Consider the following 16,979-nt stretch of genomic DNA (forward strand, 5'->3'; position numbering starts at 1 on the left):
ATCGCAGCCTGCGGCAGCTCCTACAGGGAGCGGGTCAGGCGAGGGTTTTCAGGTAGGCCCGCCAACCGCCCAAATGGCTGATATCCGCCGCCCCCTCCAACCCATAGGCCTCGCAGATAAACCCGCTTTCCCAGCGGCCATCCGCCAGCTGCACCTTGCCCAGTCCCAACGGTGCCGGGATGCCGGTCAGGAACGAACCCAGTTCGCTGCTCGGCAGTTCCCAGACCTCCACGGCAACCGCCACGCCGCCGTCCTTGACCCGAACCATGCCCGGACGAAACGGCGGGCCACCGGCCAGGGCATACAGTCGATAGTCGGCTGAGCTGAACGTGCTTTCCACCAGGCGCGCGCCACGCTGCTTGAGCTGCAAGTTCAACGCCAAGCCGTCCAGGTGCGCGCCACAGACCACCAGCCGCGCCCGGTCATTGCGCGCAACAGCGGTCGGCGCCGGGGCCGCCAGTCCTTGCTGGCGCTGCAAGCCATCGGCCAGGCTCAACAGATACTGATCGGTGAACGCCCGCCCGAACAGGGTCACGCCCCAGGGCAGGCCGTTGTCCATGAAGGCGCTGGGCACGGCGACGGCGGCGTAGTCGAGCAGGTTCATGAAGTTGGTGTAGTAGCCCAGTTCGCTGTTGCGCAGCACCGGTTCGGCGTCGAGTTCCGCCAGCGTGACCGGGCGGCCAATGGTCGGCGTGACCACGCAATCGAGACCCTCCAGCGCTTTGTCGCACAGGGCTTTCAGCGCTTGCAGTCGATACTGCGCGCGGAAGGTTTGCACACCGCTGACCGCCGGTGCCTTGGCCAGTACGGCGCGGATCACCGGCAACACGGCTTGCGGGTTTTCCTCCATCAGCTCGCCGGCCACGCTATAGCGCTCGGCGACCCAAGGGCCTTCGTACAGCAAGCGCGCCGCTTCGAGGAATGGCGACAGGTCCAGCTCCACGGCTTCGCCGCCCAAGGCCTTGAGTTGCTCGACGGCATCGGCGAACAACAACGGGCCTTCAGCGCAGCCGAAAAATTCCAGGTCTTGCGCCCGGGGCACACCGAAACGGAACGCGCGCATTGCGCCGAACGCCGACCCGTCATTCCACAACGGATTGCTGCGGCTGTAGGCGTCCCGTGGGTCGAGTTTCGCGGTCAATGCAAGCAACTGGCTCGCCTCCCGGGCGGTCGCGGTAAAGGTCGTCACGCAATCGAGAGTGCGACAGGCCGGCACCACACCAGCGGTGGAAACCAGGCCCTTGGTGGCTTTCATCCCCACCAGATTGTTCAACGCCGCCGGCACGCGCCCGGAGCCTGCGGTGTCGGTGCCCAGGGAAAAGCTCGCGACACCGAGCGCCACCGCCAGTGAAGAACCGGCGCTGGAACCACCGGACGGATACTCCGGCAGCACGCTGTTGGGGCACGCGCCATAGGGCGAGCGAGTGCCGTTCAGGCCGGTGGCGAACTGATCGAGGTTGGTCTTGCCCAGGGGCAAGGCGCCCAGCGTCAGCAGTTGCTCGACGATGGTCGCCGAACGTTGCGGTACGTAGGCAAACGCCGGACAGGCCGCGGTGGTTGTAATGCCCGCCAGGTCGATGTTGTCCTTGATCGCGAACGGCACGCCGTACAGTGGCAGGCTGTCGATGTCGCGGCCGTCGAGGGCGGCGAGGTAGGGTTCCAGTTCTTCGGCGCTGAGCAAATGGATGAACAGGCGATAGTCCGGGTTCAGTGCCGCCGCTTTGTCCCGAAGGCTCAGCAGCAATTGACGGGGGGTGGTGCTGCCGTCGCGGTAGGCGTTGCGCAGGGCGTCGAGTTGCAGATTGATGTTCATGGTATTCATCCTTTCGAAATGGGTTCAGTCGAGTTCCAGCACCACGACGCGTTGTCCGGCACGCACCGCCGAACCCGGCTGCACGCGAATCTCCCGCACCACGCCGGCTATGGGCGCGAGCAGCGGGATTTCCATCTTCATCGACTCCAGGATCACCAGCACATCACCGGCCTCGACCCGGTTCCCGGCTTGCACCTGAACCTGCCAGAGGTTGCCAGCGATGTGGCTGTCGACGCTCAGTTGACCGCTGGCCAGTGGCGCGTCTTCGGTCACCTCCGGGGCCAGTTCTTCGCTGTCGAAATGCGCCTGGCCGCTGGCGATCCAGCGTTCGCGTTCGGCGTTGAATGCGCTTTTTTGCTGATCGCGAAAGGCGTTGATGCCCTGGGCCTCCTGCGCCAGGAAGGCCTGGTAATCAGCCAGGTTCAGCTGACTGTGCTCGATGTTCAGGTGGAAGCGCCCGAGGGGGAAATCCCGGCGAATGCGCAACAGTTCATCGGCGCTGACCGGGTAGAAACGGATCTGGTCGAAGAAGCGCAGCAGCCAGGGTTTGCCATCGAACGCGGCGACTTCGCGGTAGCGATTCCACATCTGCAGGGTACGCCCGACGAACTGATAACCGCCGGGGCCTTCCATGCCGTACACGCACATGTAGGCGCCACCGATGCCCACCGAATTTTCCGCGGTCCAGGTGCGGGCCGGGTTGTATTTGGTGGTCACCAGGCGATGGCGCGGATCGAGCGGGGTGGCGACCGGGGCCCCGAGGTAGACATCGCCCAGGCCCATCACCAGGTAGCTTGCGTCGAACACCGTGCGTTGCACCTGATCGAGGTTCGGCAGGTCGTTGATGCGGCGGATGAACTCCAGGTTGCTCGGGCACCAGGGGGCGTCCTTGCGCACGGTGGTCATGTATTTCTCGATGGCCAACTGACAGGCCGGGTCGTCCCAGGACAGCGGCAAGTGGACGATGCGCGAGGGCACCTGCAGGTCTTTGGCGGCGCACACGGCGTCCCATTCGCCGGCGACGATGCCGAGCAGGTCCGCCAGTGGCAGTTGCTCGGGTTGGTAGTGCACTTGCAGCGAGCGGATACCTGGGGTGAGGTCGATCACGCCGTGCAGGTGTTTGCTTTCCAGGGCCTGCATGAGGGCGTGGGCGCGAAAACGCAGGACGAGGTCGAGCTCGGGGGCGCCGATTTCCAGGAGCAGGTGTGTATCGCCCGACAGCCGTGCAACGAGCCGCGTGTCTCCCTGATCCAACTCCAAAACAACAGGCGACACAATCCCCTGTAGGAGTGAGCCTGCTCGCGATAGCGGTGTGTCAGTCTCATCAACGTTGGCTGTGCTGCCGTCATCGCGAGCAGGCTCACTCCCACAGGGGGAATTCCATTTCACGGCGAGGTTGCGGGCGGTCTTGAGATCGACCGGTTGGAACTGCACCTTGTCGCCCGCCTTGAGCTGCCCCAGCTGCCAAAGATCCGCCTCGATCACCGTCACCGGGCACACGAATCCGCCCAGGCTCGGACCGTCCGGCCCCAGGATCACCGGCATGTCGCCGGTGAAATCCACTGCGCCGATGGCGTACGGATTGTCGTGGATGTTCGACGGATGCAAGCCTGCTTCCCCCCCGTCAGCCCGCACCCATTCCGGTTTCGGCCCGATAAGACGCACGCCGGTGCGGCTGGAGTTGAAATGCACTTCCCACTGGGTCGCGAAGAACGTGCCGATGTAGTTTTCCGTGAAGTATTCAGGCGCTCCATGGGGGCCGTAGATCACGCGAATTTGCCGTACGGCTGGCAACTCAGGGATTTCAGGCAGTTGCGCACCGACGCTGCGGTCGTTCAGCGTCGGCAGGTGCAACACATCACCCGCTCGCAAGGCACGGCCGCCATGCCCGCCAAACTGGCCGAGGGTGAAGGTACTTTTGCTGCCCAGGTAATCCGGCACCTGCAAGCCACCGCGCACGCACAGATAGCTGCGCGCACCAGCACCGGCAATCGTGCCGAGGTTTAACGTGGCACCGGCCGGAATCAACAACGCCGTGTTCATCGCCACGCTTTCGCCGTTCAGCGCCAGCGCAATCACTGCGCCCGTGACGGCAACGACCGCGTCGCAGTTGAAGCGCAGCAACGGCCCGCTCATGGTGATTTCCAGCGCGGCAAAGCCTTCGTCATTGCCCAGCAACAGGTTACCCAGGCGCAACGCGCGACTGTCCATCGGCCCCGATGGCGGTACGCCTACCGCCCAATAGCCAAGGCGGCCGGGATAGTCCTGGACGCTGGTCTGGGTGCCGGCGCTGAGCACTTCGAAGGTGTTGGCCTGATACATCAGGCCTTCCAGGCAACGGGTCCACGGCTGACCGCTGGCGAAGGGCGCATCGAGCAGAATCTGCCTCAGGTAATCACAGTTGGTTTCCACCCCGTAGAGCAGGCTTTCACCCAAGGCCTGGTGCAGATCGGCAGCCGCTTGTTCGCGGGTCGGTGCCCAACTGATGAGCTTGGCGATCATCGGATCGAAGTAGGGCGGGATCTCGCAGCCGGCCTCGACCCAGGTGTCGATCCGCAGGTGTTTGCCATCGGCGACGGGGAAATTGACCGCAGTGAGTAAGCCGGGGCTCGGTTGGAAATCCCGACCCGGGTCTTCGGCATACAGCCGTGCCTGAATCGCATGACCCTCGGCTTTCAATCCCCGGCTCAACTCGCTCAACGGCGGCAGATCACCGGCCGCCAGTTGCACCATCCAGCGCACCAGGTCGACGCCCCAGACTTGTTCGGTGACGCCGTGTTCCACCTGCAAGCGGGTGTTCACTTCAAGGAAGTAGAACCGCCGGGCATCGCTGTCGAACACGAACTCGACCGTGCCGGCGCTGCGGTAATTCACCGCCTTGGCCAGTTTTATCGCCGCCGCGCACAGTTCGTCGGCCATGCCCTCGGGCAGGTTCGGCGCCGGGGTTTCTTCGAGGACTTTCTGGTTGCGCCGCTGCACCGAGCAGTCGCGCACACCGAGGGCAATCACCTCGCCGCGACCGTCGCCAAATACCTGCACTTCCAGATGCCGGGCGCGCTGGATGTACTTCTCGATGAACACGCCGGCATCGCTGAAATTGTTCTGCCCCAGGCGCTTGACCGCTTCGAAGGACTCGCTCAATTCGGCCGCGCTGCGACACACCCGCATGCCGATGCCGCCGCCACCGGCGGTGCTTTTGAGCATCACCGGATAACCTACTTGCTCGCCGGCGATCAATGCCGCTTCGAGGCTGTCGAGCAGTTCGGTGCCTTCGAGCATTGGCACGCCGTGTTGCCGGGCCAAGGCGCGGGCGGTGTGCTTGAGGCCGAACACCCGCAGCTGCTCCGGGGTCGGGCCGATGAAGGCGATGTCGGCGGCTTCGCAGGCTTGGGCGAAGGCGGCGTTTTCCGAGAGAAAACCGTAGCCGGGATGGATCGCGGTGGCGCCGGTGGCCTTGGCGATGGCGAGGACTTTCTCGACGGCAAGATAAGTGCCCGCCGCCGCGCCTTCACCCAGGCTGTGGGCTTCATCGGCTTGCAGGATGTGCAGGCTCGCGGCGTCGGCTTCGGAGTACACGGCGACGCCTGCAACGTGCAGTTCGCGCAAGGTGCGCAGGATGCGACAGGCAATGGCGCCACGATTGGCAATCAGGACTTTTTCGAACATGGCATAACCCCTGGAGGGGATGCGGGCCGTCCCGCAGTTTTTCGATGAGCGTCGGGGTCGTCCCCGGCGAAAAAAACAATTTTCTTGCGAACAACTCCGAACCTGTGGGAGCGGGCTTGCCCGCGATGGGGCCATCACATTCAACATTGATGTTGACTGACACTCCGCTATCGCGGGCAAGCCCGCTCCCACAGGGATTAGTGGTGTTGTTGAGGTTTGAGGCACTGGCCGGAACGGGCCTGGCACAGCGCGAACAGCCAGCGGCGCAGACGACTCAGTTCCATACCAGCAGCTCCGCAGGGGTCGGGTTGTAGGCGTTGCACGGGTTGTTCAGTTGTGGGCAGTTGGAGATCAGCACGATCACGTCCATCTCGGCGCGCAGGTCGACGTATTTGCCCGGTGCGGAAATCCCGTCTTCGAAGGTCAGCCCGCCGTCCGCCGTGACCGGTACGTTCATGAAGAAATTGATGTTCGGCCCGATGTCACCTTTGCCCAGGCGCCCGTCGTGAACGCAGGCGCGCAGGTAGTTGTCGCGGCAACTGTGCATGTAGCGTTTTTCCAGGGCGTAGCGCACGGTGTTGCTCTCTTGTGCGCAGGCGCCACCCAAGGTGTCGTGACGGCCGCAAGTGTCGGCGACGATCGTCAGCATCGGCTTGCCGAGGTTGGAATACAGCACGCTGCCGGTGCTCAGGTACACGCTGTTCTGGCGGCGCAACGTGCGCTGCACGTCGTAGCGTTCCTTGGGGTTGGCGACGCTGTAGAACAGGGTGTCGACGGCCTGGTTGCCTTCCAGGTCGAGGATGCGCAGGGTCTGGCCGGCCTTGACCTCCATCAGCCAGGGTTCGCCGGCGGGAATGGTCGCGCGGTAGATCGCTGCTTCCGGTTGCTTTGGCGATGTGGCGATTGCAAGTGACATGGCAGCGATCCTCAGGCGAACAGGCGGTCGGTGTTGATGAAGCCGCGCTCGTTTTCCGGGCGCGAGGTGCGGCAGTGTTCGGCGACGCTGGGCTCGGCGTTCATCCAGCTGAGCTTCAGCGGCTTGGGCGCATATTCCGGCGTCGGGTCCATCGGATGTTGCAGGGCGGTGAGCACCACCAGGGTGTCCATCGGCGCGTACAACTCGATGTAGTCGCCGGCCTTCGAGTTGCCCTCGACGAAATGAAAACGCCCGGCGTCGTCGACGTTCACCCGGCTGAACAGGTTGAGGGTCATCAGCAGGTCGGACAGGCCCAGCCCCCACTTGCCCAGTTCCACCAGCAGGTTGTCGGTACCATTGCGAAAGAAGCCGTTGCGCAGTTCCTGATAGCGGCCGACGCCGTATTTTTGCGCCACTTCGTCAGCGCAGAGCACGCCGCCGAGGCTGTCGCTCCAGCCGCAGGTGTCGGCGGTGATGGCGGCCAGCACGCGGCCCATGTCCGAGTACAGGCAATGGCCGGCGGTGAGCTTGGCCGTGTGTTGGCATTTGAGGCTGTCGGGCAGGTTCAGGCGTTCGGTTTTTTCATTGGCGTTGAGCAGCGTCAGGCTGACGTTGGCTCCGCCGCGCAGGTCGGTCAGGCGCAGCAGTTGGCCGCGTTTGAGCACGAAGGAGCGGTGGCCGCCGCCGGGCAGCATTTCTTCGGCGAAGGGCGGGAACAGTTGGGTCGAATCAGTCATTTCAAAATTCCTCTAAGCAATACGAAGCGTGCCTGCCAATGGCGCCGGCAGGGCGTCGACGGCGGCACGCTGGGCGCGGCGGTCGCTGTTCAAAGGGATGTCGTAGGTGATGCGCGCGCCATAGGCGCCGGGGGCGTGCGGGTCGACGCGGACTTTGTCGAACACCAGCAAACGGGTGCCGAGGCTGAAGCCTTCGGACAGGTCGTGGGTGACCATGAACACGGTCAATTGGGTCTCGCGCCACAGCTCCAGGAGCAAGGTGTGCATGTCTTTGCGGATGCCCGGATCGAGGGCGCCGAAGGGTTCATCGAGCAGCAATACCCGCGGCTTCATGATCAGTGCCTGGGCGATGGCGAGGCGTTGTTGCATGCCGCCGGACAGTTGCGCCGGGTACTTGTCCAGCGAATGACCGAGGCCGACTTTGTGCAGCAGGACCGAGGCCTGTTCGCGGGCGTCTTTTTTCCCATGGCCGAACAACCGGCCCAGCAGTCCTGAGCGCGGCAATTCAAGACCGAGGGCGACATTGTCCAGCACGCTCAAGTGCGGGAACACCGAGTAGCGCTGGAACACCACGCCACGGCTGGCGTCCGGTTCAGCGGCCAGTGGTTGGCCGTCAAGCAGGATCTGGCCACGACTGGCGCGCTCCTGGCCAAGCAACAGGCGCAGGAAGGTCGATTTACCGCAACCGGAAGCGCCCACCAGGGTGCAGAACTCACCCTCGTTGACACTCAGGTTCAGGCCTTCGAGCACCACCTGGTCGGCGTATTGCTGCCAGACATTGTTCACCGTGATGAAGCTCATGCCCGCGCTCCTTCATACCAGGGGAATGCCCGCAGGGTCAGGCGTTTGAGGCCCCAATCCATCAGCCAGGCGAGCAGGGTGATCCACACCACGTACGGCAAGATCACGTCCATCGCCAGGTAGCGGCGCACCAGGAAAATCCGGTAGCCGAGGCCGTCGGTGGAGGCGATGGCTTCGGCGGCAATCAGGAACAGCCATGCCGAACCCAGCATCAGCCGCAGCGAGATCAGCAGGCGCGGCAGCAGCTGCGGCAGGACCACCCGCAACATCAGGGTCCAGGTCGATGCGCCGAGGGTCTGGGCCTTGATCAGCAGTTCCACGGGGATTTCCCGGGCGCGCTGTTCCAGGTCGCGGGCCAGGGCCGGGGTGATGCCGATCACGATCAGCATCACTTTCGACAATTCCCCCAGGCCGAAGACGATGAACAGGATCGGCAGGATCGCCAGCGGCGGCACCATCGACAGCACGGTCAGCAAGGGTGACAACGGCGCGCCGAACAACGGCAGGGTGCCGGCGGCGATGCCCAGGCACAACCCGGCCAGCGCGCTGATGCCCAGGCCGATGGCCAGGCGTCGCAGGCTGGAAGCGCTGTCCTGCCACAGCAGGTATTCGCCGGTGCGGCTGTCGGCAACGAAGGCCAGGCGCTTGACCGCGTCGCTCATTTGCACGGCGCTGGGCAGCAGTTTGTCGTTGGGGTTGTCCGCCAGGCGCTCGGCCGAGCCCATGAAGTAGGCGAACAGCAGCAGGGCGAACGGCAGGATCACCAGCAACAGGCGACTCGGGCGATCCGGGTGGCGATTGATCAGGCGCATGGCCAAGTCCTCTGGTTACAACTTGGCGTCGGCAGCCATCTGCACGTAGCTGGGGTCGAAACGCAGCTTGAGGTTGCCCTTGTCGCCGCTGGTCACCCCGTTGGCGAAGGCCATGCCGACTGCGCTGGTGTCTTTGGCGCCTTCACCGAGCAAGCCGTGCTGGAAGGAAAACTCGGCGACCTTGCGCATGGTTTCCGGCAGTTGCTGGCTGGTGCTGAACGCCAGGGCCTCCTGAGGGGTGGCGAACAATTTGGTGGTGTCCAGTTGCGCCTGGAAACCGGCCAGATCGGTGCCCGAGGCCTTGGCCATGTGCTCCAGTGCGGCCTTGCCCGCGGCGTTTTTCGCGTTCATCAACTCGACCACTTCGAACCAGGCGCCGGTCAGTGCCTTGCCCAGGGCCGGGTTGTCCTTGAGGGTCTGGGAGTTGACCACCATCATGTCCATGATCTCGCCGGGGATCTGGCTGGAATTGAACACTTCGGTCACCCCGGGCTTGGCCTTGATGTCCGACAGCATCGGGTTCCAGGTGGTGACGGCGCTGACCTGATCGGTGTTGAAGGCGGCGGAGATATCGGCGTCGGAGGTGTTGACCACCTTCAGGTCTTTCTCGGTCAGGTCCACCGAATCCAGGGCCCTGGCCAGCAGGTAATGCGACACCGAGAGCTCGACCAGGTTGACGTCCGCACCCTTGAGATCGGCGACTTTCCTGCCTTCGCCCTTGAGCACGATGCCGTCGTTGCCGTTGGAGAAGTCGCTGACGATCAGCGCGGTGCTGTCGACGCCGCCAGCGGCCGGAATGGTCAGCGCATCCATGTTGGTCATGGTGCAGCCATCGAACTGGCCGGCGGTGTACTGGTTGATCGATTCGACGTAGTCGTTGAGCTGCACCACATCGATCTTGATGCCGTACTTCTTCGCCCACTTGTCGACGATGCCTTGGCTGCCGGCGTATTCCCAGGGCATCCAGCCGGCGTAGATCGTCCAGCAGACGCTGAAGTGGTCTTTTGGGGCGGCGTGGGACGAGAGGCTCACGAGGGCGGCGAAGGCCGCGGCGAGCAGGGCGGGTAAACGATGCTGGGACATGGTGGTTCTCCAGTTGATCAAGGGCGGACAGGAAGGCAGCGGCACCGCGAACGGTGGCTTGTCTCCCGGGCTTTTGTCCCGCCGTGTAACCTCAACTGGAGGTCGCCAACTCTCGGACCAGTCACTCGCGCTTGCGAGCCGGAACCCTAGTCAGCCATTGCAAATTGTGGTGCCGCGAACCTGTGATGACTCCTGCACACCGTTACTAAAGCGAGAGACGTGCCAAGTCGGCAGAAGCGCTCTGGCCCGCGGGATTGGTGGACTGGAGATGTAGAAGGGCCGCCTGCGCTTGCCTTGTGATGGTGCGCGGCTGCACCGCAATGGGACGTGCCGGCCGCTGATCCGAAGGTTGCCGGGGCGCTGCACTTGGTCGGGGAAAGCGAGTCAAAACAAGTGACAGCCGGCCTGTACCGGTTGTAGGTCTTTCAGGAGGCCGCCATGTTTCGTCGATTGTTGCTCGGCTGTGTACTCGGCTTGGGCCTGGCCGGTTGTTATTACTATTCCGGCGGCTACGACGTCGCGTATCCCGCACCTTATTACTATCCCGGTTATTCGCCTTATTACTACTACGGCGGCCCGCGCTTCTATGGCGGCTATCGCTATTACTATTGGGGTGGTCACGCGCCGCGTTATTACGGCGGTGGATATCGACATGGCCACCATTAATCAGCGTGTGAATAGATGAAAAACCTTTCATCGGCGAGATGTTTCAGCGTGTTGCAAGAACGCACCAGCTCTCGAATTCGATGTCTGATTTATCGACAGTCGCAGAATCTTTGACTGTCGCCTGCCAGCGTCGCTGGTATGGCTCACTCGCGGTCCAGGAGGCCGCCAATGTATCGACGAATTCTTCTCATTGCCGTGTTGGGTTTGTCACTGGGTGGATGCGTAGCTTATTCCGATGGAGGCGGTTACTACGGTTCAGAGGTCTATTCATCGCCGGCGCCTTACTACGCCGGCGGTAACTCCTACTACTACAACGGCGGCGGTTATTACACTCCACCGCGCCGGTACTACGCGCCGCCAGCACGGTACTACCAGCCGACGCCGCGCTACTACCACCAGCCGCGGGTTTATCAACCGGCGCCGCGCTATTACCAGCCGGCTCCCCGTTACTATCAGTCCCGGCCGGACTACAGGGTGCATCAGAACCAGGGTTGGGACGGGCGCAATCGTGGCGGCTGGGACAATGATCATCGTCGTGGCCGAAACGACAATCACGATCGTCGAGGCGACCGCAATGGCCGCGGCGATCACGACGGCCGGGGTAATCGCCGTTAGTCCGGTTTGAACGCCATTTCAGTGGGAGCCATCAGGCTCCCACAGTTATTCAGTATTCCGACAAATCCGCCAATGGATGCCGGCCTTCCCAGGTTTTATGAAAGTGCGCCTCCACCACCGCATCCGGCACGTTGTTGACGTCCGGCCAGTGCCAATGCGGCTTCTGATCCTTGTCGATCAACCGTGCACGCACGCCTTCGCTGAATTCCGGATGACGACAGCAGTTGAGGCTCAGGGTGTATTCCATCTGGAAGACTTGCGCCAGTGACAGGTGCCTGGCACGTTTGATCTGCTCCCAGACCAGATGAGCGGTCAGCGGCGAGCCTTCGCTCATGGTCCGCGCGGCGCGGTTGAGCAGCAGGTCGGTGTGATCGCGCAGCGTGGCAATGGCCTTCCAGGCGCAACGCACATCACTGACATCCAGCAGTTCATCGATCTGCTCGCGGCGTGGCAGCCACTGGGCCTGGGGCAGTTGCGCCACGGCTTTCTGCTGCAAGGCCTTGAGCAGGCTGTTGAGCTGCATCGGCGTCTGTTCCTGCCAATTCAACTGCAGCAGGCCTTCGATCAGGTCTTCCTGTTGTTCGTCGAGCAGGAAGCGGTCGGCCAGGTCCAGATCGATCGCATCGCGACCGTTCATATGGGCACCGGTCAGGCCGAGAAACAAGCCGAGCTTGCCCGGCAGGCGCGACAGGAACCAACTGGCGCCCACGTCCGGGTACAGGCCGATACTGATCTCCGGCATCGCCAGGCGACTGCTCGGCGTGACAATGCGAATGCCTGCCCCCTGCAACAGGCCCATGCCGCCGCCGAGCACATAGCCGTGCCCCCAGCAGATCAACGGTTTGGGATAGGTGTGCAGGCTGAAGTCCAGGCGATATTCCGAGTTGAAGAAGTGCGCGGCCAGCGTCGGCACTTCACCCGGGTGGGCACGACAGGCCTCGACCAGGCTGCGCACTTCACCGCCGGCGCAGAAGGCCTTGATGCCCTTGCCGCGCAACAGGACGCAGACGATTTGCGGTTCCTTGGCCCAGGCGTCCAACCGGTCACGCAGGGCGTTGATCATCGGCAGCGACAGGGCGTTCAACGATTTTTCCGCATCCAGGGTGGCAATGCCGATGCGGGCGCCGTCCGTGCCGGTGAGTTCTTCGAAGTGCAGATTCATCGTGACCTCGCTCGGGAATTTGAGGGTTAAGTATGATCGCTGTGCGGGAAAGTGCCGGATCGGTGTCAGATCAATTGACAAGCGTGATGGGCTTTCCTAGGGTTCGCCCCATTGTTTTTGCCGGATGTAACCATGACTGCTGACGACCGTATCAAACTCGAACCGAGCTGGAAGGAGGCACTGCGTGCCGAATTCGACCAGCCCTACATGGCAGAGTTGCGAAAATTCCTCCAGGACGAGCGGGCGGCAGGCAAGGAAATCTATCCGCCGGGCCCGATGATCTTCAACGCGCTCAATTCCACGCCGCTGGACAAGGTCAAGGTGGTCATTCTCGGCCAGGACCCCTATCACGGCCCGGGCCAGGCCCACGGCCTGTGCTTTTCGGTGCAACCGGGTGTGCCGGCGCCGCCGTCGCTGGTCAATATCTACAAGGAGTTGAAGCGCGACCTGAACATCGACATCCCCAGCCACGGCTACCTGCAAAGCTGGGCCGAGCAGGGCGTGTTGATGCTCAATACCACCATGACTGTGGAGCGTGCCAACGCCAACGCGCACAAGGACAAGGGCTGGCAGTTTTTCACCGACCGGGTCATTGAAGTGGTCAGCCAGCGACAGCCGCATCTGGTGTTCATGCTGTGGGGCGCCCATGCCCAGAGCAAACAGAAGCTGATCGATGCCACCAAGCACCTGGTGCTGACCTCGGTGCACCCGTCACCGCTGTCGGCCTATCGTGGCTTTCTGGGTTGCGGGCACTTCAGCCGGACCAACAAGTTCCTGGAGCAGAATGGCGAGACGCCGATCGAGTGGCGGTTGCCACCGGTTTGATGTCGGCTTGAGGGCCCCATCGCGGGCAAGCCCGCTCCCACAGGGTTCGAGGGTGCTTACAAATTCTGTATCCACCAATGGACCTGTGGGAGCGGGCTTGCCCGCGATGAAGGCGACTCGGTTTAGCTGTCTGAATCCGGGTTGCGGTTCCAATACTTGAACAACGGCTCCGCCAGAAACAACACGAACAACAACCGCATCACCTGCATCGCCGTGACCAACGGCACCGACAGTTGCAAGGTTTCTGCCGTCAGGCTCATCTCGGCAATCCCGCCGGGCATCATGCCCAGGGTCAGCGAGCGCAAGTCCAGGTGAGTCAGCGCACTCAAGCCCAGCGCAGCCGCCGTGGCGATCAGCATGGTCAGCACCGTGCCGATCAATGTCCGCCCCATGAACGAAGGCGCGCGACGGAAAAACTGCCGATTGAAGTGACAGCCCAGGCCGCTGCCAATCAGCCATTGGCCGATCTGGCTGCCGCCGTTGGGCAAGCCGATGTGCAGGTCCCAACCGATGCTGACCGCCGCGCTCACCAGCAAAGGGCCGAACAGCCAGGGATTGGGTTGGCGCAGACGCTCCCAGATCCAGGCCGCCGCCGCTCCTGCCGGAAACAACACCGCCAGCCAGCGCCAATCGATGCTGCCGGCGTGGGAAATCGGTGCGCCGTCACCCAGCAGGTATTTGAACGCTGCCGGAACGCAAAGGACCACCACCAGTACCCGCAAACTCTGTCCCGCGGCCACCCGACTGAGCACCGCGCCATTGCGTGCGCCGAGGTTGACCATCTCGCCGGAACCGCCGGGCATGCTGGAAAAAAATGCAGTGGCGCGATCTTCGCCGGTGCGGCGCATCAGCCAGACCCCGACCACCGCCGAGAGGCTGGTGACCAACGCACCGAAGAAGATCAGGCCGAAATGACTCAGCACCTGCTCCATCACCACCGGGGTGAAGTGCAGGCCAATGCCGATACCGACGATCCACTGGCCGCACTTGCGCCCGCCAGGGATTTCCGCCAGTTGCCAGGGTGTCAGGCAGCGCACCAGGATGATCGCCAGCAACGAGCCGACCATCCACGGCAGCGGCCAGCCGACCTGGCTGGCGAGGAATCCGCCCAGCAGGCCGACCAGCGGGGTACCCCACCAGGCTTTGAAGGGTGTTCGATCAGACATCGGCGATAACGCGCCGTGCCACCGAACGTTTGCGCCAGATCCGCACGATCGGCACCAACAGCATGACCACGATCAACCCCCAGACACCGACGGTGATCCCGCTCGACCAGAGGATATCCAGCGAACCGTTGGAGATCGACAGGGCCCGACGCAGGTTCTGTTCCATCAAGCCACCGAGGATGAAGCCCAGCAGCACCGGCGACAACGGGAAGTCCAGCTTGCGCAGGATGTAGCCGAAGATGCCGATACCGATCATCAGGAACAGGTCGAACGTCGTGGCATGCACGGCGTAGACGCCGATGGCGGTGATGATCGCGATCATCGGCACCAGCGCCCAGTTCGGCACGGCGAGGATCTTGGTGAAGATGCGGATCATCGGGATGTTGAGGATCACCAGCATGATGTTGGCGATGAACAACGACGCGATCAGGCCCCAGACGATGTCCGGTTGCTGTTGGAACAGCAGTGGCCCCGGGGTGATGTTGTACAGCGACAGGGCGCCGATCATCACCGCCGTGGTGCCCGAACCTGGAACGCCGAGGGTCAGCATCGGCACCAGTGCGCCGCAGGCTTCGGCGCCGATGGCGGTTTCCGGGGCCGCCAGGCCGCGTTTGTCGCCTTGGCCGAATTTACCGTTCGGGCCGGCAATGCGTTTTTCGGTCATGTAGGCCACGGCGCTGGCCAGCGTCGCGCCGGCTCCCGGCAACACGCCCATGATGAAGCCGAGCACGCCGCAACGCATGTTCACCCAGAACACCGAAGCGGCTTCCTTGAAGTTGAACAGCATGCGCCCGGTGGCCTGGAAGGCTTCCTGGCCGCGGTGGGTTTTTTCCAGCAGCAACAGGATTTCGCTGATGGAGAACAGGCCCAGCACCAGCACCACGAATTGAATGCCGTCGGTGAGGTGGATGTTGTCGCCGGTGAAGCGGTACACGCCGCTGTTGGCATCGATGCCGACGGTGGACAGGAACAACCCGATCAGCGCTGCAATGAACGTCTTCAGGGGTCGATCGCCGGCCATGCCGCCGAGGCAGACAATCGCAAACACCATCAGCACGAAGTACTCCGCCGGACCGAAGGCAATCGCCCATTTCGCCAGCATCGGTGCGAACACCACCATCCCGCAGGTGGCGATGAAGGCGCCGATGAACGAACTCCACGCCGACAGCGACAGTGCCACACCGGCCAGGCCCTGACGGGCCATCGGGTAGCCGTCGAGGGTGGTCATCACGGTAGAGGCTTCGCCCGGAATGTTCAGCAGGATCGAACTGATCCGGCCGCCGTATTCGCAACCCAGGTACACCGCCGCCAGCAGGATCAGCGCCGATTCCGGCGGCAGGCCCAGGGCGAAGGCGATCGGGATCAGCAACGCAACGCCATTGATCGGGCCCAGTCCCGGCAGCAGGCCGACGACGGTGCCGATCAGCGTGCCGCTGAGTGCGGTCACCAGGTTGTAAGGGGTCAGTGCGACGCCGAAGCCGTGACTCAAGTAACCAAGCGTATCCATATCAGTTCTCCAGAACGTCGAGCAGGCCCAGAGGCAGTGGCACGTCCATGACTTTGTCGAACAGCAGGTACAGACCGACGCTCATCAGGCTGATGATCACCGCCCCGGGCAACCAGCGCCCGCCGTACAGGCGCGCCATGGGAATGCCGACCAGCATGCTGCTGAGGATGAAGCCCAGGGGTTCGAACAGCCCGGCGAAGACCAGCAGCAACAGCACGCAAACACCGATCTTGGTCAGGGTTTCGCGGTCCATCGGTGGGTCTTCATCGGTGTGCTTGATGGCCGAGGGGCGATACACCATGTACACCAGCGCCAGGCCCATCAGCCCCAGCATCAGCAGGGGGAAGGCGCGAGGGCCGATCGGTTCGTAGGAAAAAGGTGCCTGGTAAGGCCAGGCCATCGCCACGAGGCTCAGGCAGGCCAGCAACAGCACCGAAGCAAAAATGCGTTGTAAGAGCATGGGGAACTCCTGGGCCACGGCGGCGCAATCGCCAGCCGTGGTCGCTAGACAGGGACGATCACTGGATTAGGCCGAACTCTTTGGCCAGCACTTTGTAGTCCGCTACCTGCTTCTTCACGTAGGTGTCCAGTTCCGGGCCGGTCATGGCGAACGGGAACAGTTCACGCTGATCGCGCAGCTTGGCGAACTCAGGCGAAGCCAGCAGTTTGTCGAAGGAGTCTTTCCACCAGGCGTAGTCTTCATCGCTGACTTTTGGCCCGAGGTAGAAGCCGCGTACCACCGGCCAGACGATGTCGTAGCCTTGTTCCCTGGCGGTCGGAATGTCTTTCATTTCCGGCTCGTCCAGGCGCTTGTCGGAGAACACTGCCAGCAGGCGCATGTCGCCGCTCTGGATGTGCGGCATGGAGTCGGAGATGTCGGTGCTGCCGACCTGGATGTGGCCGCCAAGCAGGGCGGTGGCGATTTCACCGCCGCCTTCGAGGGCCACGTAACGCAGGTCACGGGGGTTGATCCCGGCGGCCTTGGCGATCAGGGCAGTCTGCATCCAGTCCTGGCTGCCGACGGTTCCGCCGGAACCGATCACCACTTTGCTCGGATCTTTCTTCAGCGCCTGTACCAGATCGTCCAGGGTCTTGTAGGGCGAATCGCTTTTCACCGCGATGGCGCCGGCTATGGTTTCAACGAGATCGGAAGAGCGTCGTGTAGGGAAAGAGTGTAGATCTCGGTGGTCGCCGTATCATTAAAAAAAAA

At 63.0% G+C, this 16,979-nt stretch carries 14 protein-coding genes, 1 pseudogene and 1 riboswitch; of the genes and pseudogenes, 3 read left to right on the forward strand and 12 right to left on the reverse strand.

Annotated elements, in window-relative coordinates; genetic code table 11:
* Window positions 1-34: 34 nt before the first annotated feature.
* The 7 genes from atzF to PMI35_RS16855 form a co-directional block, all read right to left on the reverse strand.
* Complete coding sequence (atzF, locus tag PMI35_RS16885; protein WP_008059424.1) at window positions 35-1,813, reverse strand: allophanate hydrolase; 1,779 nt, start codon at window positions 1,811-1,813, stop codon at window positions 35-37.
* Window positions 1,814-1,837: 24 nt separating this feature from the next.
* Window positions 1,838-5,479 (reverse strand): urea carboxylase, encoded by a 3,642-nt coding sequence (gene uca / locus PMI35_RS16880; protein WP_008059425.1) that lies wholly within the window; start codon window positions 5,477-5,479, stop codon window positions 1,838-1,840.
* 274 nt (window positions 5,480-5,753) lie between these two features.
* Window positions 5,754-6,395: an urea amidolyase associated protein UAAP2 gene (locus PMI35_RS16875; RefSeq protein ID WP_008059426.1), complete on the reverse strand. Its 642-nt coding sequence runs from the start codon at window positions 6,393-6,395 to the stop codon at window positions 5,754-5,756.
* A gap of 11 nt (window positions 6,396-6,406) precedes the next feature.
* Window positions 6,407-7,132, reverse strand: a complete 726-nt coding sequence (locus PMI35_RS16870; RefSeq protein ID WP_008059427.1) for an urea amidolyase associated protein UAAP1 — start codon at window positions 7,130-7,132, stop codon at window positions 6,407-6,409.
* A gap of 12 nt (window positions 7,133-7,144) precedes the next feature.
* Window positions 7,145-7,933 (reverse strand): ABC transporter ATP-binding protein, encoded by a 789-nt coding sequence (locus tag PMI35_RS16865; protein ID WP_008059428.1) that lies wholly within the window; start codon window positions 7,931-7,933, stop codon window positions 7,145-7,147.
* The gene (locus tag PMI35_RS16860) at window positions 7,930-8,745 is read right to left on the reverse strand and encodes an ABC transporter permease (protein ID WP_008059431.1); all 816 of its coding nucleotides are present in this window, start codon (window positions 8,743-8,745) and stop codon (window positions 7,930-7,932) included. The genes PMI35_RS16865 and PMI35_RS16860 overlap by 4 nt, the downstream gene beginning before the upstream one ends.
* A gap of 15 nt (window positions 8,746-8,760) precedes the next feature.
* Window positions 8,761-9,828 carry a putative urea ABC transporter substrate-binding protein gene (locus PMI35_RS16855; RefSeq protein WP_008059433.1) on the reverse strand — a complete coding sequence of 356 codons (1,068 nt, stop codon included), beginning with the start codon at window positions 9,826-9,828 and terminating at the stop codon, window positions 8,761-8,763.
* A 60-nt stretch (window positions 9,829-9,888) separates the two neighbouring features.
* Window positions 9,889-9,989, reverse strand: a riboswitch (guanidine-I (ykkC/yxkD leader).
* A 277-nt stretch (window positions 9,990-10,266) separates the two neighbouring features.
* Between PMI35_RS16855 and PMI35_RS16850 the strand changes: the two genes are divergently transcribed.
* Together PMI35_RS16850 and PMI35_RS16845 are read left to right on the forward strand one after the other, a co-directional pair.
* Window positions 10,267-10,494, forward strand: coding sequence for a hypothetical protein (locus PMI35_RS16850; protein WP_008059434.1), 228 nt, complete (start codon window positions 10,267-10,269; stop codon window positions 10,492-10,494).
* A gap of 168 nt (window positions 10,495-10,662) precedes the next feature.
* A complete protein-coding gene (locus tag PMI35_RS16845; RefSeq protein ID WP_008059442.1) occupies window positions 10,663-11,109 on the forward strand; it encodes a hypothetical protein in 447 nt (148 codons plus the stop codon).
* A 49-nt stretch (window positions 11,110-11,158) separates the two neighbouring features.
* Here PMI35_RS16845 and PMI35_RS16840 read toward each other — a convergent pair whose 3' ends face one another.
* Window positions 11,159-12,271 (reverse strand): enoyl-CoA hydratase/isomerase family protein, encoded by a 1,113-nt coding sequence (locus tag PMI35_RS16840; protein ID WP_008059444.1) that lies wholly within the window; start codon window positions 12,269-12,271, stop codon window positions 11,159-11,161.
* Between the two features lie 132 nt (window positions 12,272-12,403).
* Here PMI35_RS16840 and ung point away from each other — a divergent pair, with 132 nt between their 5' ends.
* The gene (gene ung / locus PMI35_RS16835; protein WP_008059446.1) at window positions 12,404-13,096 is read left to right on the forward strand and encodes a uracil-DNA glycosylase; all 693 of its coding nucleotides are present in this window, start codon (window positions 12,404-12,406) and stop codon (window positions 13,094-13,096) included.
* A 122-nt stretch (window positions 13,097-13,218) separates the two neighbouring features.
* On the opposite strand, the gene PMI35_RS16830 is transcribed toward ung, so the two are convergent.
* The 4 genes and pseudogenes from PMI35_RS16830 to PMI35_RS16815 form a co-directional block, all read right to left on the reverse strand.
* Window positions 13,219-14,262: an AbrB family transcriptional regulator gene (locus tag PMI35_RS16830; RefSeq protein ID WP_008059448.1), complete on the reverse strand. Its 1,044-nt coding sequence runs from the start codon at window positions 14,260-14,262 to the stop codon at window positions 13,219-13,221.
* Window positions 14,255-15,769, reverse strand: a complete 1,515-nt coding sequence (locus PMI35_RS16825; RefSeq protein ID WP_008059450.1) for a tripartite tricarboxylate transporter permease — start codon at window positions 15,767-15,769, stop codon at window positions 14,255-14,257. The genes PMI35_RS16830 and PMI35_RS16825 overlap by 8 nt, the downstream gene beginning before the upstream one ends.
* A 1-nt stretch (window position 15,770) precedes the next feature.
* A complete protein-coding gene (locus PMI35_RS16820) occupies window positions 15,771-16,229 on the reverse strand; it encodes a tripartite tricarboxylate transporter TctB family protein (protein ID WP_008059452.1) in 459 nt (152 codons plus the stop codon).
* Between the two features lie 58 nt (window positions 16,230-16,287).
* A pseudogene (locus PMI35_RS16815) lies at window positions 16,288-16,911 on the reverse strand (Bug family tripartite tricarboxylate transporter substrate binding protein); the annotation flags it as partial.
* Window positions 16,912-16,979 lie beyond the last annotated feature (68 nt).

The sequence above is a fragment of the Pseudomonas sp. GM78 genome, from assembly GCF_000282475.1.
Classification (GTDB): Bacteria; Pseudomonadota; Gammaproteobacteria; order Pseudomonadales; family Pseudomonadaceae; genus Aquipseudomonas.